The following is a 24751-nucleotide window of genomic DNA, read 5'->3' on the forward strand; positions in this document are numbered from 1 at the left end:
GTTGGCTCAGCTCACGCGGCGAGATCCCATCCCCTGGCTGCAGATTCGCATTCCGCATATCCCACCCCGATCCCAGGGGCAAGTCAAGGCATTCGAGGAGAACGCCTTTTATCGTTTGCGACCGGTGCCCGCCAGGGCACTGGCGCAAAGCCGAGGATTGTGTAACGGACTCAATACCTAATTTACAAACTCGACAAACCTCGACAGCGGCTCGCGCTCGGTAACAAGCGAGTTTTCGATCTTCGCGGGATCGGCCCAGCCGAGCGCCATGCCGCAGACCACCATTTCATTCGACGGCAGCTGCAATTGCTCGGCAATGATGCGGTGGTACTGGGTGAAGGCCGCCTGCGGACAGGTGTCGAGACCGCGTGCGCGCGCCGCCACCATGATGTTCTGCAAGAACATGCCGTAGTCGAGCCAGGAGCCCTGCTCCATGATGCGGTCGATGGTGAAGATCAGCCCGACGGGCGCATCGAAGAAGCGGAAATTGCGTGCATGCTGGGCGGCCATGCCGGGCTTGTCCTCGCGCGCCAGGCCAAGCAGGCTGTACAGGTCCCAGCCGACTTTCCTGCGGCGGTCGATGAAGGGCGACACCCATTCGCGCGGGTAGTAGGCGTATTCCTCGGTGTGCTGGCGCGACAATTCCGGAGACGTGTGCGCGGCGAGGATGGCGTCCGACAGGGCCACGCGCGCCTGGCCGGTCAGCACATACACTTTCCATGGCTGGGTATTCGTGCCGGAAGGCGCGCGCGCCGCCACTTCGAGGATGCGCTCGAGGTCGGTCCGCTCGACCTGTTTATCAAGGAAGGCGCGGATCGAACGGCGCGACGTGATGGCGGCATCGACCGCTTCCTGCTGCTGGCTTGAGATCATGAGATTTCCTTTTCCAAGAACGTTTTTACTGCTGCCGCAAGCGCGGCGGGCTGCTCCGAATGGGGAAAGTGGCCGCATCGTTCGAGAACGACACGTGTCGCGTTCCGGGCCAGTCGCGCGATCTGGTCGAGTTGGTCCAACGTCCCATACTGGTCCTCCGCGCCCTGCACAGCCAGCACAGGGCACTGGATCATTGGCACGCATCGTTCGATGTTCCAGTCGCGAAAGCGCTCCGACAGCCACAGTTCGCTCCAGCCGCGGAACACGTCGTCGGGGCAGTCATGTACGGCGGCGAGGTTGCTCCGGAGGGCAGAATTGGCGTAGCGATGCTGCATCCAGCGGATCCGCCCGGACCCCATTTCCTCGGTAAACAAATGGGCAGCGACGACAACGATCGCCCGGACAGCCTGTGGAAATGCCGCTGCGTACTGCAGCGCGATCGACCCGCCGTCGCTGTGCCCGAACAGGATGGGCTGGTCGCGCGCGGCATCGACCCCGAGAGCGTCCAGCAGTGCCGGCAATGCCTCGCGCGCCTCATGACCGAGATAGTCGATGGGCCAAGGTTCACCTGGCGGACGGGGCGTCGAGCTACCGTAACCGTAGCGCGAATAGACCAGGCCCCGACAGCCCGTCGCGCGACACAGTACTGTCGGCCAATCTCCCCACACCGCCGCCGCGCCGAGTCCTTCATGCAGGAACACGATCAGTGGTGCATCAGCACGCTGCGCCGTGATCCATTCGTACTCGAGCTCGATCTGCCTGCCTTGCAGCAGGAGTGCGGTCCGCTTGAGCGCCGTCACGTGCGTTCTGCCCGGTCGCGAATCTTGGGCTGCGCACGACCAACCGCTTGAACACGCGGTCGATCGGCCTCGACCTCGGCAAGGGGCGGCACGGCCCGCATCGTGCGTATCGAGCGTTCGGTCAGTTCGTGGTACTGCATCGTCCCTTTCCGTTTCCATGCTATTTCGTCGTCGCGCAACGGGCGGACTATCCTTGCCGGTAGGCCGACGACAAGGCTGCGTGCGGGCACCTCCATGCCGGCCTTGACGAACGACAAGGCCCCGACGATGCTCGACTCGCCGATCACCGCGTCATCCATGATGACCGCGTGCATGCCCACCATGGCGTCACGCTCGATCCGGCACCCATGCAGCACCGCGCCATGTCCGATGTGACCATCGACGTCGACGACAGTGTCGCTGTCCATAAAGCCGTGCAGCACGCACCCGTCCTGGATGTTGGCGCCCTCGTTGATGATGATGCGGCCGAAATCGCCGCGCAGGCTGGCCAGCGGCCCGATATAGCAGCGCGGACCGATGATCACGTCGCCGATCAGCACGGCGCTCGGATGGACATAGGCACTCGGATGAACGACCGGCGTGACGCCGTCGATGGAATATATCTGGAGCATGCAAGCCTTTCTGTCAGGTGGTCTGGGGCAAAGCGCAGACGGCATCGTCATGGGCGGTGCTCGCCGGCCGGCGCTCATGTGTTTGAAGCACATCCACGCCATTACGCAACGCGGTCATCTCGGCAAGGATGGAAATGGCAATCTCGGGCGGCGTGCGTGCGCCCAGATGGAGACCGACCGGCCCGTGGAGCCGAGCGATTTCCGCGGCGCTGACGTCGAACAGCGCGAGCCGCTCGCGGCGGCGCAGGTTGCTGGAACGCGAACCGATCGCGCCGACGTAGAAGGCGGGCGATTTCAGCGCCTCGAGCAAGGCCATGTCGTCGAGCTTGGGGTCATGCGTCAGCGCCAGAACGGCGCAATGCGAGTCGAGCTGCAGGCGCAATATCAGGTCGTCCGGCATCTCGCGCGACAACTCCACGCCCTCGACATCCCATTCCCCGATGAATTCGTCGCGCGGGTCGCAGACGATCACCTGGTAGTCGAGTGCCCGCGCCATGCCCGCCACATAGCGTGTCAGCTGGCCGGCGCCGATGATCACCAGGCGGTAGCGTGGTCCGTGCACGGTGATCAGGCGGTCGCGCGACAGGGCCAGCGCTCCCACGTGTGCGCCGGCGCGTAGCGTGGCTGCGCCGCTGTCGAGGTCGAGCTCCCGCGTGACCAGGCCCTGGCGGGCTATCGCAGCCAGCAGCGGCGCCAGCTGCGACTGCGGCGTGACGCATTCGACCACGATTTGCAGGGTGCCGCCGCAGGGCAGCCCGAAGCGGTGCGCCTCGTCGGCGGAGAGCCCGTAAGTAAGAACCTGGGGGGTCTGCGCATGGTATTGGCCGGACTGCACCTGGGCGATCAGGTCGTCCTCGATGCAGCCACCTGAAATCGACCCGCGCACGTGACCGTCAGCGCGGATGGTCATCATCGACCCGACCGGGCGCGGTGCCGACCCCCATGTGCGCACGACCGTGGCGAGCAGGGTGTATTCGCCATCGGCGGACCACTTGACCGCGGTCGTCAGCACTTCCAGATCGATACTATCCATCGTTCACTTTTCAAAAATGACGTTTTTAGTCTAGTTATGATTGCTTGAAAAGTAAAGCCAAGTTCGCCTGCGCCAGCGAATATCATGCGCAAAAAATATTGTTACCCCGTACTTGTTTTGCCAAATTGGCTGGTATATAGTCCACTTACGCAAGCGACCAAATGGAGTGAATGTGAACTTCGAATTTCAAACCCCCCGTTCCACCCTGGTGGGCTCCGGTTCCAGCGCGCGGCTGGGCGAGCTGGCCAGGCAGCTGCGCTGCCAAACAATCTTTCTGGTGACTGACAAGGGCGTGGAGCAGGCTGGTTTGCTCACGCCCGCCCTGGCCAGCCTGGCGGCGGCCGGCGTGGCCGTTACCGTGTATTCGGACGTCCAGGCCGATCCACCCGCGGCGATCGTGATGGCGGCGGTCGACGCTGCCGTCTCGGCCAAGGCGGACGGCGTCATTGGCCTGGGCGGCGGAAGTTCACTGGACGTCGCGAAGCTGGTGGCATTGCTGGCTCCCGGACGCGAAACGCTCGAGCAGGTGTACGGAGTCGGCGCAGCCAAGGGGCCGCGCCTGCCGCTGATCCTCGTGCCGACCACGGCCGGCACCGGTTCGGAGGTCACACCGATCTCGATCGTCACAACCGGCGAAGGGCAGAAGAAGGGTGTCGTGACCCCGGTGATCATCCCCGACTGGGCCGTTCTGGACGCCGACCTGACCCTCGGGTTACCGCCGCATGTCACTGCCGCGACCGGTGTCGACGCGATGGTCCATGCGATCGAGGCGTTCACCAGCAAGCGCCTGAAGAATCCCTTGTCCGACGTTTTCGCAAGGGAAGCACTGTCCCTGCTCGTCGCGAATATTCATGAAGCCTGCCGCAACGGAAGCAACCGTGCGGCACGCGAGAACATGCTGCTGGGCGCGATGTTGGCGGGCATGGCGTTCGCCAATTCCCCGGTGGCGGCAGTACACGCGCTGGCCTACCCGATCGGGGCGCGCTTCCATGTGCCGCATGGCTTGTCGAATTCGCTGGTCTTGCCAGCGGTGCTGCGGTTCAACGCCGAGGCGGCGCCTGAACTCTACGCGCAGCTGGCGGACATCGTCGTACCAGGCGCGCGCGGGACAGCATCCGAAAAGACCGCCGCGCTCGTACGCCAACTGGCGGCGCTGCCGGCTGAACTGGGCCTGCCCACCCGCCTGGCCGATGTCGGCATCGTCAAGGCCGATCTGCCCTCGCTGGCGGCGGATGCGATGTTGCAGACGCGCCTGCTCGTGAATAACCCGCGCGAGCTGCTGCTGGCCGATGCGCACGCGATCTACGAGGAGGTCCTGTGAGCACCCGCGAACCTGCCGCCACCCGGGCCGACTTCTTCCACTTCCATGCGATCGAGACGCGCTGGATGGACAACGACGCATATGGCCACGTCAATAACGTCACCTACTACTCGTACTTCGATACTGCGGTGAACCACTATCTGATCGCGCAAGGCGCGCTGGATATCGCGCGGGCCGACGTGATCGGGCTGGTAGTGGAAACCCAGTGCCGCTATTTCAGCCCGGTGGCGTTTCCGGGAACGATCGAGGTTGGCCTGCGGGTCGGCAAGATCGGCACCAGCAGCGTGCGTTACGAACTCGCGATCTTCCGCAAGAGCGACGACGTCGCTGCGGCGCAAGGCCATTTCGTACACGTCTATGTCGACCGCGCGAGCAACCGGCCGGTGGCCTTACCCGATGTATATCGCCGCGCGTTGCAACCCCTGCACGCGGCTGAAAACAGCAACTGATTGGAGCAAGACTATGGAAATGAACGATCGGATCCGGCTCGAGGCTTCACGCGAAGCAGTATGGGCAGCGCTTAACGACCCCGAGGTGTTGAAGGCCAGCATCCCTGGTTGCGAGTCGCTCGAGAAAGTGTCCGACACCGAATTTGTATCGGACGTGGTGGTGAAGGTCGGGCCGATCAGGGCCAGGTTCGCGGGCAAGGTCACGCTGTCGGACATCGTGCCGCTGGTGAGCTATCGTCTGACTGGCGAGGGGCAGGGCGGGGTCGCGGGGTTTGCCAAGGCCGACATCATCGTGCGGCTCGAATCGGAAGGTCCGGCCACGACAGTGCTGCATTACGCCGTGAACGCGAATATCGGTGGCAAGCTGGCCCAGCTCGGGTCGCGCATGATCGACTCCACGGCGAGGAAGCTGGCCGACCAGTTCTTCGCCAGCTTTAACGAGGCAGTGCTCAGCCAGGACAGCGCGCCAGCCGCCGCGCCTGCGGTCGCGACGGCTACGCCGATGGTGGCCGATGCTGCTGTGTCCGTGTCCGAGGCCGGGCCAGCCAGTTCCGGCGCCCGTGCGTCCGGGGACGCCATCGTTGTGACCATGGTGGATGTCGCAGAAGATGCGCAGTTCGACGCGCTGCCGGAAGTCCCCCAGCTCAACCCGGGCATCATTGCGCGCTGGCTGGGTCTGGCTCCTGCCCAGACCACGCCAGCGCCCGCGCCGGCGCCGGCGGCGACCGGTCGCTACAAGGCAGCGCTGGTCACGCTGAACCGCCCGGCCCAGAAGAATGCGATGTCGCTCGCGATGTGGCGCGATCTGGGCCGGATTTTCACCGAGCTTGGCCGCGACCCGGAAGTGCGCGCCATTCTCCTGACCGGCGCCGGCGGGACGTTCAGCGCAGGCGCGGACATTGCCGAGTTCGCCAAGGTGCGGGCAACGGTCGAGCAGGGCGTCGAGTACGAGAAGGAGGTCGACCGCTGCTGCGACGCGATCGCCGCAGTACCCAAGCCCACCCTGGCTGTCATCAACGGCTTTTGCATGGGTGGCGCCTGCAATCTGGCCATGTCATGCGATTTCCGTGTCGCCCACAGCGATGCGCAGTTCGGTATCCCGGCGGCGCGCCTGTCGATCGTCTATGGCGTGCGCGGAACCCGTCGTCTCTTGAACCTGGTCGGCGCCGCCAACGCCAAGCGCGTCCTGTTCGGGGCCAGGAAGTTCGGGGCACGCGAGGCGTTGCGCATGGGCTTTGCCCAGCGCGTCAGCCCGGATCCCATGCGCGCGGCGCGCTCCATGGCGGGCGTCATGGCCGAGAACGCACCGTTGACGATCGCCGGCACCAAGGTGCTGCTTGACGGGCTGACCATGGACATGGGCACGCTTTCCGATGAGCTCGTGGACGCGGTGATCGACCGCGCGGTGGCGAGCGAGGACTACCGCGACGCGCGCCAGGCCTTCGTCGAGAAGCGCCAACCTGTATTCGCTGGGAAGTAGCATGAAACCACCAAAGTTCGATTACATCCGTCCGACGACGGTAGACGAGGCGATCGCCGCCCTCGTGGCCGCAGAAGGCGACGGCAAAATCATCGCCGGGGGCCAGAGCCTGGTGCCGATGCTGAATTTCCGGCTTCTCAACCCGACGATCCTGATCGACATCAACCGGATCGAGGAGCTCAATTATCTCGAAGAACAACCCGATGGCGGCTTGCGCATCGGTTCGCTGACCCGCCATCACGTGCTGGAAACGTCGCCAGTCGTCAAGCGGCTGTTCCCGGTGTTGAACGCGGCCATGGCGCATGTGGCGCACCTTGCCATCCGTAACCGCGGCACCATCGGCGGTTCGATCACGCATGCCGATCCTGCCGCGGAATTGCCGCTGATGATGGTCCTGCTCGAGACCGAGATCGGGATCGTGTCGCCACGCGGCCGCCGGGCCGTCGCGGCCGAGGACTTCTTCCTCGGTTCCCTGACCTCGGCCGTGGAAGAAGGCGAAATCGTCACCGACATCAACGTGCCGGCATTACCGCCGGGCGCCGGCTGGGCGTTCGAGGAAGTTGCGCGGCGCTCGGGCGACTTCGCACTGGCCGCGGTCGGCGTGATCCTGGCCGTGGAAGATGGAAAGATCACCCAGGCGCGGGTGGGCGTGATGGGCGTCGGCGACACGCCCATGCGCATGTTCGACGCGGAGACCGTGCTGTATGACGAAGCCTGCGACGAAGCCATCCTCGGCCAGGTAGTGGCGGCCGTACGTTCGGCCGTCGAGCCGCCGAGCGATTTGCACGCGTCGTCCGACTACCGGCGCCACCTGGTCGGCAACCTGGTGCGACGCGCCGTCACCACCGCATGGCGCCGGGCGCTGGGCGAACAGATTGGAGAGAAACATGAGTGAGACCCACGACATCACCGTTACCGTCAACGGCGTCAACTACCGGCGCCAGGTAGAACCGCGCACCTTGCTGTCGGACTTCCTGCGCCACACGCTGGGGCTGACCGGTACCCATGTCGGCTGTGAACACGGCATCTGCGGCGCCTGCACCATCATGGTCGAGGGAGACAGCGTGCGCGCCTGCCTGATGCTCGCGGTGCAGGCGGACGGGCTGCAGATCCGTACCGTTGAAGGGCTCGGCAGCGTCGAGAACCTCAACCCGCTGCAGCAGGCCTTCCAGGACTGCCATGCGCTGCAATGCGGCTTTTGCACGCCCGGCATGCTGATGACATCGACCGACATGCTGCAGAAATACCCCCTCGCCACCGATGGCAAGATCCGCGAATGCCTGTCGGGCAACCTGTGCCGTTGTACCGGGTATACCAACATCGTCAAGGCGGTCCGGGTCGTGCGCGACCTGAACAGCGAGGTGTCCAAATGAAGATGCACGTACTGTCAGGTGGCCGCCTGCGCATGAAGAAAAGTGTCTACATTCCCGATGCCGACCGCGCCGAGACGATCACGCTGCCGGTCTCCTGCTTCCTGCTGCGTCACCCCCAGGGCAATGTGCTTTTCGACACCGGCTGCCATCCGTCCACCGAGACCGATCCCGAAGCGCGCTGGGGCAGCATGGCCAAGGCCATGGTTCCGGTGTCGGCGCAAGGCGAGAACGTCGTCAGCCAGCTGCAGGCGATTGGCTACGCCCCGGGCGATATCGACCTGGTCGTCAATTCGCACTTCCACTCCGACCACTGCGGCTGCAATGAGTTCTTCAGGAATGCCAGCGTCATCTGCCATGCCGACGAGCTGGCGGCGGCGAATGCAGAGGGCGCCGAAAAGATCGGCTATCTGCCGGTGGACTGGAAGCACCCGCTGCCGGTCGAAACGATCGATGCCCAGCGCGACCTGTTCAACGATGGCCGCATCGTGCTGGTTCCGGTGCCCGGCCATACCGCCGGCATGACGGCCGCCCTGGTTTCGCTCGACAAGGCGGGGCAGTTCCTGCTGGCGTCGGACGCGGTGCCGCTGCGCGCCAATCTCGAGCGCGAAATGAACCCCCGGAACACGTGGAATGCCGACCTGTCGTCGAAGTCCATGGCCGAAATCCGCCGCATCGAAGCGCAGGGGGCAACGGTGCTGTACGGGCACGACGACGAGCAGTGGCAAACGCTCAAGAAGGGCGCCGCCTTCTACGACTGAAGCTGGCCGCTGTCTAACACATCGAACGCAGGACCAATGACATCATGGAAACAACAAGCCAAGAAAAACTCGTCGGCACGCGCGTCAAGCGGACAGAGGACCCGCGCCTGCTGACCGGTCGCGGCTGTTACGTCGACGACAAGCAAGTCGCTGGAGTACTGCACGTGGCTTTCCGCCGCAGCGACCAGTCGCATGCGCGCATTGTGTCGATCGACGTCGCCGCCGCGCTCGACCTTCCCGGCGTGGTTGCCGTTTATACAGCCGAGCAGATGGAAGGGATGGTGAAACCGATCTTCGCCACTTCCAGAATGCCGGATTATCATCCGACCGCGATCTATCCGCTGGCGCGCGGCAAGGTGCGCTTTGTAGGAGAGGCCGTGGTGGCCATCGTCGCCGAGAGCCGATACCTGGCCGAAGACGCGACCGAACTCATAAATATCGAGTACGAACAGCTGCCGGTTGTGATCGACCCGGAAGCTGCGGCCGAAGAGGGTGCACCGCTGTTACACGAGGATGCCGGCACCAATGTACTGGTCAGGCGCGAGTTTCGCCGTGGCGACATCGACGCCGTCATGGCGGAGGCGCCGGTCAAAGTCGGCGGGCGCTTCCGCTTTCACCGCAAGACTGCGCTCGCGATGGAAAACCGCGCCTACCTGGCGGAATACGACCAGGGCAGGCGCTCGCTCACGCTGTATTCGAGCACCGGCAGCCCCGGAATCGTGCGTGACGCGCTGGTCGACATTCTCGACATCCCGGGAAACAGGATCCGCGTGGTCGCGCCCGACGTCGGCGGCAGCTTTGGCGGCAAAGGTTCACTGTACCCGGAGGAGATCCTGGTGTGCGCTGTCGCGCGCCAGCTGGGCCGGCCGATCAAATGGACCGGGGACCGCCTCGAGGACCTGTCCAGTACCAGCCAGGCGTTCGACGAGACCGTTGACGCCGAGCTGGCGCTCGATGCGGATGGCGTCATCCAGGGACTGCGCTGCAGCGTGACCGGCGATGTCGGAGCCTACTCGATTTATCCGTGGACCGCGGGCCTGGAGCCGGTGCAGGTGATCAGCTTCATGCCGGGCCCCTACCGGGTCCCGGTGTACCACGGCAAGGTGCGCGCAGTGGCGACCTCGAAACCGCCGACCGGCCCCTATCGCGGGGTGGGCCGCCCGACCTCGACATTTGTCATGGAACGCCTGGTCGACATGGCCGCACACCGTCTCGGCATCGATGCAGGAGAGATTCGCCTGCGCAATCTGATCCGTCCCGAAGATTTCCCCTACAAGAGCGCCCCCGGTATTGTCTGGGACCGGTCCGGCTTCATCGAATGCCTGCGCGCCGGTCGCGATGCGTTCGGCTACGACGAACTGCGCCGCAAGCAGGCCGCCGCGCGCGCCGCCGGACGCTGGGTCGGAATCGGTATCGCGTCCTATGCCGAATTGTCCGGCATTGGCTCGCGCATCTCGGCCTCGCCGGGGATGCCGATCAATACCGGCACCGAGATCGCCACGATCAAGATCGATCCGAGCGGTTCCGTGACCGCCTGCTTCGGCATCGCTTCCCACGGCCAGGGCCTGGAGACCACGCTGGCCCAGGTGGTGGCGGACGAACTGGGCGCGCGCTTCGAAGACATCACGGTGGTCCAGGGCGACACCTCGGTGGTGTCGCACAGCACCGGCACCTACGCCAGCCGCAGCGCGGTGCTGGCGGGCGGCGCCGGTACGCTCGCCGCGCAGGGACTGCGCGCCAAGCTGTGCCGACTCGGTGCCTTCCTGCTCGAGAGCCATGCGGATCAGATCGACATCCGAAACAGCGTGGTGACGGCGCGCGACAGCGGCAAGAGCATCAAGATTTCGGATATCTCGCATGCGGTGTACGCGCAGATGGGGCGGATCCCGAAGGACGTCATCGAGGTGCTCGAGGAAACGCAATCCTACGATCCGGTGTGGGGTACCACGAGTTCCGGCACCCACTTCGCGATGGTCGACATCGATCCCGAGACCTTCACGGTCCGCGTCACCGACTACCTCGTTGCCGAGGACTGCGGCCGTATCATCAATCCGATGATTGTCGACGGCCAGGTCCACGGCGCAGTCGCGCAGGGCATCGGCGCTGCGCTCTACGAGGAAATGGTCTATGACGCGCGTGGCCAGCTGCTCACGGCGAGCCTGGTCGACTACGTCGCACCGGCGGCCCCGGAGGTACCTGACATCCACGTGCTCCACCTCGAGTCGGCTCTCGCGGCAACCATTGGCGGTTTCCGCGGGATGGGCGAGGGGGGGACCATCGGCGCGCCCGCTGCGATCGCCAACGCGGTGTCCGACGCGTTGACCCCGATGGGCATCGAGATACGCGAATTGCCGGTCACGCCAGAGCGCTTGTTCCGCCTTATCCAACAACAATCATCAGCCAACCAGGAGAACTAAATGCATGCATCGCTGAAAGGGAAAGTCGCACTTGTCACCGGAGCCGGTCGCGACGTCGGCCGCGAGATCTCGCTGGCGCTTGCCGCCGACGGGGCCATTGTAGCCGTCAACTACAACAGTTCCGAGAGCGAAGCGCAGGACGTGGTCGCCGCGATCAAGGCGGCCGGCGGCGACGCGCGCGCCTACCGTGCGAACGTCGGCAACTACGAGGACGTGCGCGCGATGATCGACGCGGTCGTCAGCGACTTCGGCAGGATCGACATTCTTGTCAACAACGCCGGTGTGGTGATTCCTGAACGCTTCGTCGAAAGCAAGCCTGAAAACTGGCAACGCCAGATCGACGTCGACCTGTACGGCACGATCCACACCAGCCATGCCGTGGCGCCGTACATGATCAAGCAGCAAGGTGGGCGCATCATCACGCTGGCAGGCGACTCTTCGCGAATCGGCGAAAGCAACCTGGCCATCGCCGCGGCTGCGCGCGCCGGTGGCATCGCGCTGATGAAATCCCTGGCCAGGGAACTCGGACGGGCGAACATCACCTGCAATTGCCTGTCGCTGGGCTTGATCGAAACGGCGCACTCCGATCCGGAATTTCTCGCAGCACACCGCGATAAAATCGTGCGACAGTATCCTCTGCGCCGTATCGGCAAACCCGCGGACGTCGCGCCCACCGTGGCGTTTCTCGCTTCCGATGGCGCGGCGTGGATTACCGGCCAGGTGCTGAGCGTGAATGGTGGCTTCTGCATGGTCTGACTCGCTGGCCGATAAAAATAATGGAGACAAGCGATGATACGTAACGAACTGATCGAATCCGTCGGCACCCTGGTTCAGCGGCACGCGCAGGCCAGGCCGGACAAGGTCGCTTACCGGGATGCCGGTTCTTCCGTCACCTACGGCCAGCTGGCCGAATCGACGGCAAACCTCGCAGGGCACCTGGAGGCACTGGGCGTGGCCGTGGGCGACAGCGTCGCGCTGTGCCTGCCCAGCTCGGTAGCCTGGGTCGAATGCTGCTTCGCGACCGTCAGGGCAGGCGCCGTCTGCGTGCCAATCAGTCATGATGCCACCGAGCCGGAAATCGCCTACCGGCTCGACGACGCGGCTTGCCGGGTGATCATTACGACCGCCGACCGCGTCGCCGCCATGCAGTCGCTGGCGGCCTCGGTACCGATCATCGTGGCAAACGCGGCGGAGCAGTACGGCGCACTGAGTTTCGAGCGCTTGCGTTCGACGCCCGCAGGCCAGGCGCCACGCGATCCTGCCACGATCGACGAACCTTCGTTCATTGTTTACACGTCCGGTACGACCGGCCGCGCCAAGGGGGTGCTGCTGTCCCAGCGCAGCATGCTGTGGGTGACGGCGGCGTGCTGGGCACCGATCGCGGGACTGAACGAAAACGATACGCTGCTCTCGCCGCTGCCGCTGTTCCACTCGTACGCACTGAACCTGTCGGTGCTGAGCGTGCTCGCAGTCGGCGCCAGCGAAACCATCCTCCAGCGATTTTCGAGTTCGGATGTGCTGGCACTCCTGAAGACCGGCGAATTCACGGTGTTCCCCGGCGTGCCGACGATGTTCCACTACCTGCTCGAAGCCGCCCGCATGGACCCCGAGTGCCGGTTCCCCAAGCTGCGCCTGTGCCTGTCGGCCGGCGCGATCATGCCCGCCGCGATCAATGCCGAATTCGAGCAGCGCTTCGGGGTGATGCTACTGGACGGCTACGGTATCACCGAAACCTCTACCATGGTGACGCTGAACTGGACGACCGGCGCGCGTGTCATGGGATCGTGCGGGCTGCCGCTGCCTGGACTGTCAACCCGCATCGTCGATCCGATCAGCGGCGATGACGTTGTCGCCGGCGCGGAAGGGGAACTGATCGTGCGCGGACCGAACGTGATGTTGGGCTACCACCGCAAGCCCGCCGAGACCGAAAGCGTGCTGCGCAACGGCTGGTACTACACCGGCGACCTGGCGCGCGCCGACAAGCACGGTTTCCTGACCATTACCGGGCGCCTGAAGGAAGTCATCATCCGCGGCGGCCAGAATATCGCGCCTTCGGAGGTGGAGGAGGCCGTCAGTTCGTTCGCCAGCGTGCTCGATTGCGCGGTCGTGGGAGCGCCGCACCCCCACCTCGGTGAGGTGCCTGTCGTATTCGTGACGACCCGCCCCGGGAAAGAGATGGTGGAGGCCGACCTGATCGCACATTGCCGCGCGCAGATCTCGGCTTACAAGCTGCCGGCAGCCGTGTACGTCGTGCATGAAATTCCGCGGACCGGGTCGGGCAAGGTGATGCGCTACCGGCTCCGGGAAAAGCTCGAAATGACAAAGGATCAATGATGAGTAATCTGAACCGGGTCGCCAGCCAGTTGCGCGATCCCACCCTGTTACGCGACCAATGCTTCATCGACGGCGAATGGCTCGGCGCCGACGGCGGCAAGACCATCGAGGTGAGCAATCCCGCGACCGGCGAGACCGTCGGCCAGGTGCCAAGAATGGGACAGGCCGAAACGCGGCGCGCGATCGACGCCGCCGCCAGGGCCCAGGTCGCATGGCGCGCGACCACCGCCAGGGAACGCGCTGCCATCCTGCGCAAATGGTTCGAGCTGCTGCTCGCAAACCAGGAGGATCTGGCCGTCCTCATGACCGTCGAGCAAGGCAAGCCGCTCGCAGAAAGCCGCGGCGAGATTGCCTACGCAGCGTCCTACATCGAATGGTTCGCCGAGGAGGCCAAACGCGTGTACGGCGACACGATTCCGGCGACAACGCCGGGAAAGCGGCTCGTGGTCATCAAGCAGCCGGTCGGCGTATGCGCGGCGATCACGCCATGGAATTTCCCTGCCGCGATGATCACCCGGAAGGCCGCGCCGGCGCTCGCCGCCGGGTGCACGATGGTGATCAAGCCGGCGAGCCAGACGCCATTGTCGGCACTGGCGCTGTGCGTGCTGGCCGAACGGGCCGGCGTCCCGCCCGGCGTCCTGTCCTGCGTCACCGGATCGGCCGCGGAGATCGGCGCCGAGCTTACCTCCAATCCGGTGGTACGCAAGCTGACATTCACCGGGTCTACCGAAATCGGCAAGATACTCATGGCGCAATGCGCCGGCACGGTCAAGAAAACCTCGATGGAGCTGGGCGGCAACGCGCCCTTCATCGTGTTCGATGACGCCGACATCGATGCGGCAGTCCAGGGCGCGATGGTGGCAAAGTACCGCAACGCTGGCCAGACATGCGTGTGCGCGAACCGCATCCTGGTGCAGGACGGCGTCTACGAGCTGTTCGTGGAACGCTTTGCAGCGGCAGTACGCGCCTTGAAGGTCGGTAACGGACTGGAGCCGGGCATATCGATCGGCCCGCTGATCGACGCTGACGCGGTACGCAAGGCCGAAGAGCACGTGGCCGACGCGGTCTCGAAAGGCGCATCGGTCGTCACCGGAGGCGAGCGCCGCTCGGACGGTGGCAACTACTTTACGCCGACGATCCTGGCCGGCGCCACGCGGGACATGAAGATCTTCCGCGAAGAGACGTTCAGCCCGGTCGCGCCCGTGTTCCGCTTTAGTACGGAACAGGAAGCGGTCGAGATGGCGAACGACACCGAATTCGGCCTCGCCGCATACTTCTACGGTCGCGACATCGGGCGGGTCTGGCGCGTCGCCGAAGCGTTGGAGTATGGCATGGTCGGCATCAATGAAGGGTTGATCTCGACTGAGGTGGCGCCATTCGGTGGTATCAAGGAAAGCGGCAATGGTCGCGAGGGTTCGCACTACGGAATCGACGACTACCTTGAGATCAAGTACCTCTGCATGGGCGGCATTTGATGCCGCCGGGAGCGTGGTAACACCTCCCCAGGGCTAGCCGGGTCTGTCGTTTCAAGCGACGGACCCGTTCCGGCAATGTATGCTATCCTGCCGGCCCTTCATTGCGCTTTCGACTACGTTTGCCCGTATTGTCGGAGGGCAAAAATTTATGTCCACCCAGTTAAAAATTATTGACCAGCTTCCAGCGCCATCCGTAGCAAGCGCACCGGCGCAAGACCGGTTTTGTTCAGTCGCGCGCACGGTGGAAATCCTGTCCGACGCATGGAGTTTCCTTGTGCTACGTGAAGCCTTTTTCGGCACCCGCCGTTTCGAGGGCTTCCAGAGTGTGCTGCGCCTGCCTCGCAATACCCTGGTGCTGCGCTTGAACCGGCTGACCGAACTCGGGCTTCTGCAAAAAGCCAGCTACTCGGCCGGCTCCACGCGCTTTGAATACCGCTTTGCAGACAAGGGCCTCGACCTCTTTCCGGTCATGTTGGCGATGCTCAAGTTTGGAGACACCTGGCTCCGCGGGGACAATGAGCCGCCGCTGCAACTGGTGCATACCGCCTGTGGCAAACCGTTTTCGCCTGTCGTCACCTGTTCCGCATGCGGGGAGCCGATCGATGCCCACGACGTGAAGTACCGGAATGGACCAGGGGCCGGCTCGAGTCCCCGTCCAACCGACCGCAAGCGTTCGCGCCGCCCGTCCGATCCGCAAGTACTGGAGCGCGTGCGCCCGTGTTCGGTTGCGCGTACCTTGCAAATCATCGGTGACCGCTGGACTTTCCTGGTGATCAGAGAAATGTTCTTCGGCGTAAGACGCTTCGATGAATTCCAGGCCAATCTTGGTATCGCCAGCAATATCCTGACCGATCGACTACAGCGGCTTAACGATCACGGCATCGTTGTCAAATGCGCATATCAACTTCGTCCGGAGCGGTTTGAATACCGATTCTCTGACAAGGGGCGTGACTTGTACGGCTCAATGCTGGTGATGATGCACTGGGGAGATCGCTGGCTGGCGGACGGGCGTCCGCCACTGCTGGTGCGGCACCGTAAATGCCAGCACGACTTCCATGCCCAGATTGCATGCAGCGAGTGCCATGAGCCGATCCAGGCACGGCAGGTGGACTACGAGATGCGCTACACGCTCGAGCCGGCCGACTGAGATCGCGGCGCGTCGGTCACATGCCCGTGGCCGGCACTCCGGGCAGCGCTGGCTGGTGTCGTGCAGCGGCACCGCCTGCAGCAGGCCGCCCCGCCATGCGATCTTGTATTCCAGCTGGCGCCGGAACTCGCACCGGCCCTGGTCGAGGATCGCCCGGCACAGCTGGCGCGCCTGTTCGCTACCGGGCATCAGCTGGTAGCGCCAGGCCTGGAGTCGCTGCATGCGTCCACGAGCAGGGCGCCGCCGGCGCTGGATGCGGCGTGCGCCATTGGCGCCCCACCCTCTGCAAAAGGACGCCTTCGGCGTCCGCGCTATCCTTGTCCGGCTTGAAGGACAGGGATTGCCGCGCACCCTGGCCAGACCGAAACGGTTCCGCTGCCCATTTTTTGAAGCGAGGGTGCGTGCCCGGCGGGCAAAGAAGTCAATGCCTCGCCCCAGCTGGATGATCGCCATTTGCGGGGCATGCTTCGTCACTTCCAGCAGGGGAACTGCGCGCGCTTGATCCGCCGGCAACGAATTGCAAACGGCGCGGCAGCGTCCATGTCTACAGGCCCGGATGGGAAGTCCGGGTGGTGCCGGCGGCGGGGGCGGGCGGATGTCCGGCGTTGGCAGCCTTGCGGGCTCTCCACGACGCGATCAGCGCGTTCGCCTCACCGACTACCCCGCGGCGGAAGCTCATCACGCACAAGATGAAGATGAATCCGATGACCGTTGTCACCGATCCACCCAGCCCGTTGAACCATTCCCAGCCAGTCAGCGATGCCAGTGCGCTGCCAATGTCACCGAGCTTGCTTTCAAGCGTGATGATCAGGATGGCGCCGACAATGGGTCCGATCAGGGTACCAAGGCCTCCCACCAGCGTCATCAATATCACCAGTCCCGACATCGACCAGTGCACGTCGGTCAGTGTGGCAAAGCCGAGCATGCTCGTTTTCACCGAACCGGCCAGCCCGGCCAGTGCCGCCGACAACACGAATGCCAGCAGCTTGTAGCGATTCACGTCATACCCCAGCGAAATCGCGCGCGCCTCGTTTTCCTTGATCGCCTTGAGCACCGTACCGAACGGCGAGTGAACGATTCGTACGATCAATGCGAACGCGGCCACGCAAATGGCCAGGACAACGAAGTACATGACCTTGTCGTCGCTCAGGTCAATCATGCCCAGCAGGTTTCCGCGCGGGATACTCTGCAGGCCGTCCTCGCCCCCGGTAAACGGCGCCTGCAGGAAAACGAAGTACAGCATTTGAGCCAGCGCCAGGGTAATCATCGTGAAGTAGATGCCCTGACGCCGGATCGCCAGCGCTCCCATGAGGAGGCCGCAGGCGGCCGCAGCCCCCACGCCGACCAGGATGCCCAGTTCGAATGACAAGCCCCATGACTGGAGCGCGTATCCGGTGACATAGGCAGCGCCGCCGAAGAATGCGGCGTGCCCGAAAGAGAGCAGGCCGGTGAACCCGATGAGCAGGTTGAACGCGCATGCGAACAGCGCGAAACACATCAGCTTCATCAGGAAAACGGGGTAAAAGAACTGCGGCAGTGCCAATGCCGCGGCGAGTGCGATTGCGTAGCCGAGCTTCTTGTTCATGTTTGTTCCTCTATTTCTCTTTGCCGAACAGGCCCGCAGGGCGCACCAGCAACACAATGACCATGATGATGAACACCACGGTAGCCGATAGTTCTGGATACACGACCCGGGTGAAACCTTCGATGACACCGAGGCCGAGGCCGGTAAGGATCGAACCCAGAATCGAGCCCATGCCGCCGATGACGACGACGGCAAACACCACGATGATCAGGTTCGATCCCATGAGCGGGGAGACCTGCGTCACCGGCGCCGCAAGCACGCCGGCCAGCGCCGCGAGCGCGACACCGAAGCCGTAGGTCAGGGTGACCATCACCGGGACGTTGATGCCGAAGGCCTCGACGAGTTTGGGGTTTTCGGTGCCGGCCCGCAGGTAGGCGCCGAGTTTCGTTTTCTCGATCGTGTACCAGGTCGCCAGGCAGACGGCGAGCGAAGCGAACACGACCCATGCACGGTAGCGGGGCAACATCATGAACCCGAGGTCGAACACGCCTGTGAAGAACTCGGGTACATCGAACGGTTGTCCCGCCACGCCGTAAATCGAGCGCAGCAGCCCTTCGATGACCAGGGTGATGCCGAAGGTCAGCAGCAATCCGTACAGGTGGTCGAGTTTGTAGAGGTGGCGCAGCAGCAGGCGCTCCATCACGATTCCGAAGGCGCCGACCACGATTGGAACGAGCAGGAGCGCCATCCAGTAATTCAGGCCGAGCTGGTTCAGGCCGATCCAGGCGAGGAAAGCGCCCAGCATGTAGAGGGCGCCGTGCGAAAAGTTGATCACGTTGAGCAGGCCGAAAATGACGGCCAGGCCAAGCGAAAGCATGGCGTAGAAGGAGCCATTGACCAGGCCGAGCGAAAGCTGGCTGAGGATGACGGGCAGCGGAATACCAAACAGTTCAGTCATCTCTATTTCCTTATACGCCAAGCAGTTCGTTCAGCAACGGCAGCTTTGCCTGCAGCTGCTGCGATTCGAAGTGTTCCACGATCTTCCCGTGCTCCATCACGTAGAAGCGGTCAGCCAGGGGGGCGGCAAAGCGAAAGTTCTGTTCGACCATCACGATGGTGTAGCCCTTCGCCTTGAGCGCGACGATCATGCGCGCCAGCGCCTGTACGATCACCGGGGCCAGGCCTTCCGATATTTCATCAAGCAGCAGCAGGCGTGCCCCGGTCCGGAGGATGCGGCCGATGGCGAGCATTTGCTGCTCGCCACCGGACAGGCGGGTTCCCTGGCTGGTGCGGCGCTCGGCGAGGTTGGGGAACATTTCATAGATTTCGGAGACCGCCATGCCGGGGCGGCCGGTGTTCAGCAACGGCGGCAGCATCAGGTTCTCCTCGGTCGACAGGGACGAGAAGATGCCGCGTTCCTCGGGACAGTAACCAACGCCCAGGTGCGCTACCTTGTGAGTCGGAACGGAGATCGCTTCGACGCCGTCGATCTTGATGGATCCGGTACGCTTACCGGTCAGACCCATGATCGCGCGCAGCGTGGTGCTACGGCCCGAACCATTCCGTCCCAGCAGCGTCACCACTTCGCCGTGCGCAACCGAGAGGTTCACGTCGTGCAGTACGTGCGATTCTCCATACCAGGCCTGCAGCCCGCTGATGTCGAGTGCCTGACTCATTGAACCGCTCCCCCGTGGGGAGCCGTGGACCCCATGTAAGCTTCCATCACTTGCGGATTGTTGGAGATCTCGTCGTAGTTCCCTTCGGCGAGGAGGGCGCCGCGCTGGAGCACGGAGATCCTGTCGCAGATCCCCGAGACCACGCTCATGTTGTGCTCGACCATCAATACGGTACGACCAGCTGCGACCTTCTTGATCAGCGCCGTTACGCGGTGCACGTCCTCATGGCCCATGCCCTGGGTTGGCTCGTCGAGCAGCATCAGCTCCGGCGCCATCGCCAAGGTCGTTGCGATCTCCAGCGCGCGCTTGCGACCGTAAGGAAGGTCCACTGTCCGCGAATCGGCGAACGACTCCAGATCCACCTCGGCCAGCAACTGCATCGCTTGCCCATTGAGCTTTTCCAGGCTGGCTTCACTGCGCCAGAAATGGTAGGACGTGCCCAGGTTGCGTTGCAGCGCGATGCGGACGTTCTCGAGGACCGACATTTGCGGGAACACCGCCGAAATCTGGAACGAGCGGATCACGCCCTGCCGGGCGATCTGTGCGGGCTTGTGAAAAGTGATGCGCTTGCCGTTGAACAGAATGTCCCCTGAGCTGGGAACGAGGAATTTGGTAAGCAGGTTGAAGCAGGTGGTCTTGCCGGCGCCGTTTGGTCCGATCAAGGCGTGGATGTGCCCACGCTGCACCTTCAGGTTTACGGCATTGACAGCCGTGAATCCCTTGAACTGCTTGCTGAGGTTTTGTGTTTCGAGGATGTGGTCTGTCATCGTGTCTCCATGCTTTATTATGACTTGCATAAACAGATTATCAGCGGGGTTGTGGTGTGTCAATCGATCCATGTACGCGCAGTAATTGCCTATGTAGTCACATAATTCCTTTGACTTTGCGCAACTTCCAAACTACTCTTTTTCCAGCAAGCGAATGACTTGCATAACAAAACTAGCTGGAAAATTCGACAACTTGGAGGAGGATCTATGAAATGGTTCGTTAAGGTATTGCCGCTGAGCGTAGCGATGATGTTCGCGGCAGGCGCCGCCGACGCACAAAACAAGCAACCGTTGCGAATCGGCGTAATGACGGACTTGTCCGGTCAGTTCTCGCATGAGGCAGGGCAGGGCTCGGTCAACGCGACCAAGATGGCGGTGCAGGATTTCGGCGGCAGCGTTCTGGGACGTCCGATCGAGATCCTGGTGAGCGATCACCTGAACAAGGCGGATGTCGCGGCAAGCAAGGCGCGTGAGTGGTTCGACACCAGGGACGTCCGCATGGTCACCAACCTGATCAATTCCGGCGTCGCACTCTCCGTCATCGGCGTTGCCAAGGAAAAGAACCGCATCGCCATCGTCAACGGCTCGGGTTCGTCGCGCATCACCGGCGACGCATGCACCCCGAACAGCATCCATTACGCGTACGATACCTATGCGCTGGCCCACGGCACGGGTAACGCGTTGATCAAGCAGGGGCTCGACAGCTGGTACTTCCTGACCGCGGATTATGCATTCGGCCATTCGCTCGAGGCCGACACGTCAGCGGCCGTGAAGGAAGCGGGCGGCAAGGTGCTCGGCAGCGTTCGCTACCCGATCAATACCTCGGACCATTCATCGTTCATCCTGCAGGCGCAAGCGTCGAAAGCCAAGGTCATCGCCCTGGCAGGATCCGGCACTGGCTTTATCAACGCGGTCAAATCCGCCTCGGAATTCGGCTTGACGCAGTCTCGTACTCAGACTCTCGCGGGCCTGCTGGTCTGGATCACCGATGTGGATGCAATGGGACTGAAAGCGGCGCAGGGCCTGACACTGACCACCGCGTTCTACTGGGACCGGGACGAGGCAACGCGGGCGTGGTCGAAGCGCTTCTTCGCGCTGACCAAGCGCATGCCCACCATGGGTGACGCGGGCGACTATTCGTCGACGCTGCACTACCTGAACGCAGTGAAGGCGGCCGGTACCGACGACACGGCGGCAGTCATGGCGAAGATGAAGGCCATGCCGATCAACGACATGTTTGCCAAGAACGGCAAGATCCGCGCCGACGGACGCATGGTGCATGACATGTACGTCTACCAGGTCAAGAAGCCGTCCGAGTCGAAGTATCCATGGGACTACTACAAGTTCCAGTCCGTGATTCCAGCAGAACAGGCTTACCGCCCGATCAATGAAGGCGGCTGTGCGCTGACGAAGGGCTGATCCGCCGCCCTGCGATGCAGCCTGCTCCACCAGTTCTCCGGCGGCGTCGCATGATGAACCGCCGGGACGGTGTGATGGCCGTATTGCCCCGGCGGGAGACCGGTACGCGTGCCGGGCGCGCCGCACCGGGGCGATCGGGCAGCTGGGCTGGAACAAGCGTCCTTGCCCAGCGACGCGGCCTTGCGCCGAAAAGCGGGCCTCGACATATCCAGTGCAAGCTCACGCGACATCTGAAACAAGGTGGGCGCCGGCACGATCCGGTTTTGCGGCCAGGCGCCTTCGAGCATGCCGTCGTATGCGATTGCGCGCCTGGGCCGTGTCCGCATGAAATTCGCCGAGCGTGGATTTGTCATGGAAGAGAGCAGGTGACCGGGCAGGACAGTTCCGAGCAGCTCGGGCGGAGCCGGCCATGGTCGAGCAGGCAAATGATGCGCTGGCAGGCCCGGCCTTCCATCCAATAATAATTTTTACAACTGGAGACATCCTCATGAAGAAGAACACCATCCATGCAGCCATCGCGGCCCTGGCCTGCGTTGCGGCACAGCCAGCGCTGGCGCAAGGCCAGGTCGCCATCTATGGCGTGCTCGATAGCGGCCTGGTGCATACCAACAACACGAATGCCGCCGGCGACTCGCTGACCAAGGTCCCGGGCCTGACCGGCAGCGTCCCCTCGCGCATCGGCTTTCGCGGCAGCGAAGATCTCGGCGGTGGGCTGCAGGCCCTGTTCGTCCTCGAAGGCGGGGTGAACGTCGACACCGGCACCAGCGGCCAGGGCAATCGCCTGTTCGGACGCCAGGCTTATGTCGGCCTGAAGGGCGGGTTCGGCACCGTGACCCTGGGCCGCCAGACCAACATGACTTTCCATTCCATGCTCAAGACCGACGTCATGGGCCCGAACATCTTCAGCACGTCGAGCATCGACCTGTATATCCCGAATGCGCGCAGCGACAACGCCATCGGCTACATGGGTACCTTCGGCAACGTAACGGCCGGCGCGACCTACAGCTTCGGGCGTGACGCCTCGTCGGCCGGGGGGCCGGCGGCCACCAACTGCGGCGGCGAGGTGCCCGGCAACGCGAAGGCCTGCCGCCAGGTGACTGCGCTGCTGGGCTACGATAACAAGACTTTCGGCGTGACTGCCTCGTACGACCAGATGCACGGAAACACGGGTGCGGCAGCCGGCCTGACGACCAGCGACAGCCGCGACCGCAGGACGACGCTGAACGCCTACGCGATGGCCGGCGCGACGAAAATCGGAGGTGGCGTGATGGTGCGCAGGAAAAGCGCAGCGACCCCGGCCTTCAATCTCGACTCGAACTTGTACTACCTCGGCGTCAGCCATCCGCTGTCGCCGGCGCTGGTGCTCGATGCACAGGTCGCGCGCCACGCCGTCATGAACAGCGCCAATGACTCGAGCCTGGCCGTTGCCCGCCTGACCTATAGCCTGTCGAAGCGCACTGCGCTTTACAGCTCGCTTGGCCACATGCGTAACGCGGGGCTGGCCGCGATCGCGCTCGATGTCGGCGGCACCGTGGGCGTGGGGATGAACCAGTCGGGCGTGTCGGTTGGCGTGCGACACGGGTTCTGAATCGACAGCCGTGTCCGGCCGGCTTTCCGGCCAGGTGCGGCGCACCCCGAGATTGCAGCGGTCGAGCAGGTAGCCGAGGGTGGCGTCGACCGAGTGATCGTGTGGAATCCGCGGCGACTGCAGGCGCCGCCTAAGCTGCGGGAACGCCGGCTCGAGCCGCGCACCTGGCAACTCTCGAAGACCCCGAGCAAGCGCGAGTAAGAATCCGTACAAATGAGGAGTTGGTTGATCGGCTGCGTCAAGAACTAGCGGCCGCTATTGCAACAACCCCAAGTATGGAGACGCGATTGCGTGACCTTCGGCGCCAAGTGGCGGACACGATGTTACGCGCCGATCAACAGAACATTGCACACCTCGCTGAAAGGGAGGGGTTGGCCGAGCGGACTCACTTGGCCGAGCAACGGCTTGCAGAAAGGCGCTGTCCTCATTAGCTGTGGATGAGCATTGAACTGCTGAGCTGACCCGCGGTCCAATCCCGGTCGTCATCGATCGGGAGCGTACGATGAAAGCGCCGCAGTTTGCGCAGCTGTTCGCCCAGCTGGCGCAGTTAAACCCGCCGCAGCGCCAGAAGGTGCTCGCGGCCCTGCATCCGGCAGCCGGGCTGGACCGGGTGACCGCCCTCATCGGCGAGATCCGGTCAACCGGGCGGCGCTGCCCGGACTGCGCCTGCGGGCGCTGCCACCGGCACGGCCAGGCCAACGACCTGCAACGCTATCGCTGCTGCGCATGCGGCCGCACCTTCAACGACCTGACCGGCACGCCGCTGGCGCGGCTCAGGCTCAAGGGCAAGTGGCTCGCCTATCTGGAAGCGGTGCTTGATTCGCGCTCGGTCCGCTCTGCGGCCAAGCGTGTCGGCGTGCACCGCAATACGGCCTTTCGCTGGCGTCATCGCTTTCTTGATCGGGTCAAGGACGACCGCCCGGCGCGTCTTTCAGGCATCGTCGAGGCCGACGAGATGTTCCTGCTCGAATCGCAAAAGGGTTCACGCAAGCTCGATCGCCAGCCGCGCAAGCGCGGCGGCAGAGCCGCCCTGCGCGGAATCTCGCACCACCTCGACTGCATCCTGGTGGCGCGCGACCGCGGCGGCCAGACCATCGACGCCGTGACCGGACGCGGCGCGTTAAAATTAGCCCAGCTGGTCCAGCACCTGCTGCCGAAACTCGATCCCCAGGCGCTGCTAGTGACGGACGCCAACGCCGCCTATGCCGCCTTCGCCCGTGCCCACGGCATCGCGCATCAAGCCGTCAATCTCAGCACTGGCGAACGGGTCCGCAAGGGCGTCGAGGGCGCCATCCATGTGCAGAATGTCAACGCCTACCACCGGCGCTTCAAGGAATGGCTGGCGCGCTTCCATGGCGTGGCGTCGCGCCGGCTACCCAACTACCTGGGCTGGCATTGGGCGCTCGATGGCGGGCGGGTACCATCTGTCGAGCAATTGCTGTGCATCGCATGCGGGGTCATCAACAGCTAGCGGGTACAGCGCCTGCAGAAATGGAAAAGCGCGCTCTGCCGGATGGGAAATTCTGTCGCTATGAAGGGTTATATTCTGTCGGTCGACCGCCTGCCGCAAGGGTGCTCCTAAAGTGTTACAACTGGCTCAAATTGCGCGTCGCGAGTGTCGCAACCTGCGACAACTTCGACGCGGATCGGCACTCGTTCGGCCTGAAATGAATTGGCACGCGTCTTGCGTATAGCACGAGGTCAC

Annotated in this window: 22 protein-coding genes and 1 pseudogene; 14 read left to right on the plus strand and 9 right to left on the minus strand. The window is 63.7% G+C overall.

Annotated features, from left to right (window positions below):
* Window positions 1-177: 177 nt before the first annotated feature.
* From ACZ9AQ_RS06405 to ACZ9AQ_RS06420, 4 genes are read right to left on the minus strand one after another with little or no spacing between them, the layout of a single operon-like run.
* The gene (locus ACZ9AQ_RS06405) at window positions 178-873 is read right to left on the minus strand and encodes a nitroreductase (protein WP_429201847.1); all 696 of its coding nucleotides are present in this window, start codon (window positions 871-873) and stop codon (window positions 178-180) included.
* A complete protein-coding gene (locus ACZ9AQ_RS06410) occupies window positions 870-1673 on the minus strand; it encodes an alpha/beta fold hydrolase (RefSeq protein WP_429201845.1) in 804 nt (267 codons plus the stop codon). The genes ACZ9AQ_RS06405 and ACZ9AQ_RS06410 overlap by 4 nt, the downstream gene beginning before the upstream one ends.
* Window positions 1670-2284, minus strand: coding sequence for a phenylacetic acid degradation protein PaaY (locus ACZ9AQ_RS06415; protein ID WP_429201844.1), 615 nt, complete (start codon window positions 2282-2284; stop codon window positions 1670-1672). Before ACZ9AQ_RS06415 ends, ACZ9AQ_RS06410 begins: the two co-directional genes overlap by 4 nt.
* Before the next feature lie 13 nt (window positions 2285-2297).
* Window positions 2298-3317, minus strand: coding sequence for an XdhC family protein (locus ACZ9AQ_RS06420; RefSeq protein ID WP_429201842.1), 1020 nt, complete (start codon window positions 3315-3317; stop codon window positions 2298-2300).
* Window positions 3318-3489: 172 nt separating this feature from the next.
* On the opposite strand from ACZ9AQ_RS06420, the gene ACZ9AQ_RS06425 reads away from it, so the two are divergent.
* The 11 genes from ACZ9AQ_RS06425 (at window position 3490) to ACZ9AQ_RS06475 (ending at window position 16071) form a co-directional block, all read left to right on the plus strand.
* Complete coding sequence (locus tag ACZ9AQ_RS06425) at window positions 3490-4638, plus strand: iron-containing alcohol dehydrogenase (protein ID WP_429201840.1); 1149 nt, start codon at window positions 3490-3492, stop codon at window positions 4636-4638.
* A complete protein-coding gene (locus tag ACZ9AQ_RS06430) occupies window positions 4635-5087 on the plus strand; it encodes an acyl-CoA thioesterase (RefSeq protein ID WP_429201838.1) in 453 nt (150 codons plus the stop codon). Before ACZ9AQ_RS06425 ends, ACZ9AQ_RS06430 begins: the two co-directional genes overlap by 4 nt.
* A 13-nt stretch (window positions 5088-5100) precedes the next feature.
* Complete coding sequence (locus ACZ9AQ_RS06435; protein WP_429201837.1) at window positions 5101-6567, plus strand: enoyl-CoA hydratase-related protein; 1467 nt, start codon at window positions 5101-5103, stop codon at window positions 6565-6567.
* Between the two features lies 1 nt (window position 6568).
* The gene (locus ACZ9AQ_RS06440; protein WP_429201835.1) at window positions 6569-7462 is read left to right on the plus strand and encodes an FAD binding domain-containing protein; all 894 of its coding nucleotides are present in this window, start codon (window positions 6569-6571) and stop codon (window positions 7460-7462) included.
* Window positions 7455-7940 carry a (2Fe-2S)-binding protein gene (locus tag ACZ9AQ_RS06445; RefSeq protein ID WP_429201834.1) on the plus strand — a complete coding sequence of 162 codons (486 nt, stop codon included), beginning with the start codon at window positions 7455-7457 and terminating at the stop codon, window positions 7938-7940. Before ACZ9AQ_RS06440 ends, ACZ9AQ_RS06445 begins: the two co-directional genes overlap by 8 nt.
* Window positions 7937-8698, plus strand: a complete 762-nt coding sequence (locus ACZ9AQ_RS06450) for an N-acyl homoserine lactonase family protein (protein ID WP_429201832.1) — start codon at window positions 7937-7939, stop codon at window positions 8696-8698. The genes ACZ9AQ_RS06445 and ACZ9AQ_RS06450 overlap by 4 nt, the downstream gene beginning before the upstream one ends.
* Window positions 8699-8742: 44 nt before the next feature.
* Window positions 8743-11115 carry a xanthine dehydrogenase family protein molybdopterin-binding subunit gene (locus tag ACZ9AQ_RS06455; RefSeq protein WP_429201830.1) on the plus strand — a complete coding sequence of 791 codons (2373 nt, stop codon included), beginning with the start codon at window positions 8743-8745 and terminating at the stop codon, window positions 11113-11115.
* A complete protein-coding gene (locus ACZ9AQ_RS06460) occupies window positions 11116-11871 on the plus strand; it encodes an SDR family NAD(P)-dependent oxidoreductase (RefSeq protein WP_429201828.1) in 756 nt (251 codons plus the stop codon). It abuts the gene before it with no gap.
* Window positions 11872-11904: 33 nt separating this feature from the next.
* Window positions 11905-13449, plus strand: a complete 1545-nt coding sequence (locus ACZ9AQ_RS06465) for a class I adenylate-forming enzyme family protein (RefSeq protein WP_429201826.1) — start codon at window positions 11905-11907, stop codon at window positions 13447-13449.
* Window positions 13449-14924 carry an NADP-dependent succinate-semialdehyde dehydrogenase gene (gabD, locus tag ACZ9AQ_RS06470; RefSeq protein WP_429201824.1) on the plus strand — a complete coding sequence of 492 codons (1476 nt, stop codon included), beginning with the start codon at window positions 13449-13451 and terminating at the stop codon, window positions 14922-14924. The genes ACZ9AQ_RS06465 and gabD overlap by 1 nt, the downstream gene beginning before the upstream one ends.
* Window positions 14925-15072: 148 nt before the next feature.
* Entirely contained in the window at window positions 15073-16071 is a 999-nt protein-coding gene (locus tag ACZ9AQ_RS06475; protein ID WP_429201822.1) for a winged helix-turn-helix transcriptional regulator, read from the plus strand.
* A gap of 36 nt (window positions 16072-16107) precedes the next feature.
* Here the strand turns inward: ACZ9AQ_RS06475 and ACZ9AQ_RS06480 are convergent.
* The 5 genes and pseudogenes from ACZ9AQ_RS06480 to ACZ9AQ_RS06500 form a co-directional block, all read right to left on the minus strand.
* A pseudogene (locus ACZ9AQ_RS06480) lies at window positions 16108-16524 on the minus strand (zinc ribbon domain-containing protein); the annotation flags it as partial.
* Window positions 16525-16615: 91 nt separating this feature from the next.
* Window positions 16616-17656: a branched-chain amino acid ABC transporter permease gene (locus ACZ9AQ_RS06485; protein WP_429201820.1), complete on the minus strand. Its 1041-nt coding sequence runs from the start codon at window positions 17654-17656 to the stop codon at window positions 16616-16618.
* A 10-nt stretch (window positions 17657-17666) separates the two neighbouring features.
* Complete coding sequence (locus ACZ9AQ_RS06490) at window positions 17667-18554, minus strand: branched-chain amino acid ABC transporter permease (RefSeq protein ID WP_429201818.1); 888 nt, start codon at window positions 18552-18554, stop codon at window positions 17667-17669.
* 10 nt (window positions 18555-18564) lie between these two features.
* Window positions 18565-19272 carry an ABC transporter ATP-binding protein gene (locus tag ACZ9AQ_RS06495; RefSeq protein ID WP_429201817.1) on the minus strand — a complete coding sequence of 236 codons (708 nt, stop codon included), beginning with the start codon at window positions 19270-19272 and terminating at the stop codon, window positions 18565-18567.
* On the minus strand, window positions 19269-20039 hold the full coding sequence (locus ACZ9AQ_RS06500; protein ID WP_429201816.1) for an ABC transporter ATP-binding protein: 771 nt from the start codon (window positions 20037-20039) through the stop codon (window positions 19269-19271). Before ACZ9AQ_RS06500 ends, ACZ9AQ_RS06495 begins: the two co-directional genes overlap by 4 nt.
* A 207-nt stretch (window positions 20040-20246) precedes the next feature.
* Between ACZ9AQ_RS06500 and ACZ9AQ_RS06505 the strand changes: the two genes are divergently transcribed.
* From ACZ9AQ_RS06505 to ACZ9AQ_RS06515, 3 genes are all read left to right on the plus strand, one after another.
* Window positions 20247-21458 (plus strand): ABC transporter substrate-binding protein, encoded by a 1212-nt coding sequence (locus ACZ9AQ_RS06505; RefSeq protein ID WP_429201814.1) that lies wholly within the window; start codon window positions 20247-20249, stop codon window positions 21456-21458.
* Between the two features lie 487 nt (window positions 21459-21945).
* Window positions 21946-23046, plus strand: a complete 1101-nt coding sequence (locus ACZ9AQ_RS06510) for a porin (RefSeq protein ID WP_429201813.1) — start codon at window positions 21946-21948, stop codon at window positions 23044-23046.
* Between the two features lie 502 nt (window positions 23047-23548).
* Window positions 23549-24517, plus strand: coding sequence for an IS1595 family transposase (locus tag ACZ9AQ_RS06515; protein WP_429201811.1), 969 nt, complete (start codon window positions 23549-23551; stop codon window positions 24515-24517).
* The last annotated feature ends 234 nt before the right edge of the window (window positions 24518-24751 follow it).

The sequence above is a fragment of the Massilia sp. UYP34 genome (assembly GCF_056279385.1).

Bases quoted from the DNA above. Each gene is read 5' to 3' on its own strand.
- ACZ9AQ_RS06405 (WP_429201847.1), bottom strand. From the start codon at position 873: ATGATCTCAAGCCAGCAGCAGGAAGCGGTCGATGCCGCCATCACGTCG.
- ACZ9AQ_RS06415 (WP_429201844.1), bottom strand. From the start codon at position 2,284: ATGCTCCAGATATATTCCATCGACGGCGTCACGCCGGTCGTTCATCCG.
- ACZ9AQ_RS06420 (WP_429201842.1), bottom strand. From the start codon at position 3,317: ATGGATAGTATCGATCTGGAAGTGCTGACGACCGCGGTCAAGTGGTCC.
- ACZ9AQ_RS06435 (WP_429201837.1), top strand. From the start codon at position 5,101: ATGGAAATGAACGATCGGATCCGGCTCGAGGCTTCACGCGAAGCAGTA.
- ACZ9AQ_RS06440 (WP_429201835.1), top strand. From the start codon at position 6,569: ATGAAACCACCAAAGTTCGATTACATCCGTCCGACGACGGTAGACGAG.
- ACZ9AQ_RS06445 (WP_429201834.1), top strand. From the start codon at position 7,455: ATGAGTGAGACCCACGACATCACCGTTACCGTCAACGGCGTCAACTAC.
- ACZ9AQ_RS06450 (WP_429201832.1), top strand. From the start codon at position 7,937: ATGAAGATGCACGTACTGTCAGGTGGCCGCCTGCGCATGAAGAAAAGT.
- ACZ9AQ_RS06455 (WP_429201830.1), top strand. From the start codon at position 8,743: ATGGAAACAACAAGCCAAGAAAAACTCGTCGGCACGCGCGTCAAGCGG.
- ACZ9AQ_RS06460 (WP_429201828.1), top strand. From the start codon at position 11,116: ATGCATGCATCGCTGAAAGGGAAAGTCGCACTTGTCACCGGAGCCGGT.
- ACZ9AQ_RS06465 (WP_429201826.1), top strand. From the start codon at position 11,905: ATGATACGTAACGAACTGATCGAATCCGTCGGCACCCTGGTTCAGCGG.
- gabD (WP_429201824.1), top strand. From the start codon at position 13,449: ATGAGTAATCTGAACCGGGTCGCCAGCCAGTTGCGCGATCCCACCCTG.
- ACZ9AQ_RS06475 (WP_429201822.1), top strand. From the start codon at position 15,073: ATGTCCACCCAGTTAAAAATTATTGACCAGCTTCCAGCGCCATCCGTA.
- ACZ9AQ_RS06485 (WP_429201820.1), bottom strand. From the start codon at position 17,656: ATGAACAAGAAGCTCGGCTACGCAATCGCACTCGCCGCGGCATTGGCA.
- ACZ9AQ_RS06490 (WP_429201818.1), bottom strand. From the start codon at position 18,554: ATGACTGAACTGTTTGGTATTCCGCTGCCCGTCATCCTCAGCCAGCTT.
- ACZ9AQ_RS06495 (WP_429201817.1), bottom strand. From the start codon at position 19,272: ATGAGTCAGGCACTCGACATCAGCGGGCTGCAGGCCTGGTATGGAGAA.
- ACZ9AQ_RS06500 (WP_429201816.1), bottom strand. From the start codon at position 20,039: ATGACAGACCACATCCTCGAAACACAAAACCTCAGCAAGCAGTTCAAG.
- ACZ9AQ_RS06505 (WP_429201814.1), top strand. From the start codon at position 20,247: ATGAAATGGTTCGTTAAGGTATTGCCGCTGAGCGTAGCGATGATGTTC.
- ACZ9AQ_RS06510 (WP_429201813.1), top strand. From the start codon at position 21,946: ATGAAGAAGAACACCATCCATGCAGCCATCGCGGCCCTGGCCTGCGTT.
- ACZ9AQ_RS06515 (WP_429201811.1), top strand. From the start codon at position 23,549: ATGAAAGCGCCGCAGTTTGCGCAGCTGTTCGCCCAGCTGGCGCAGTTA.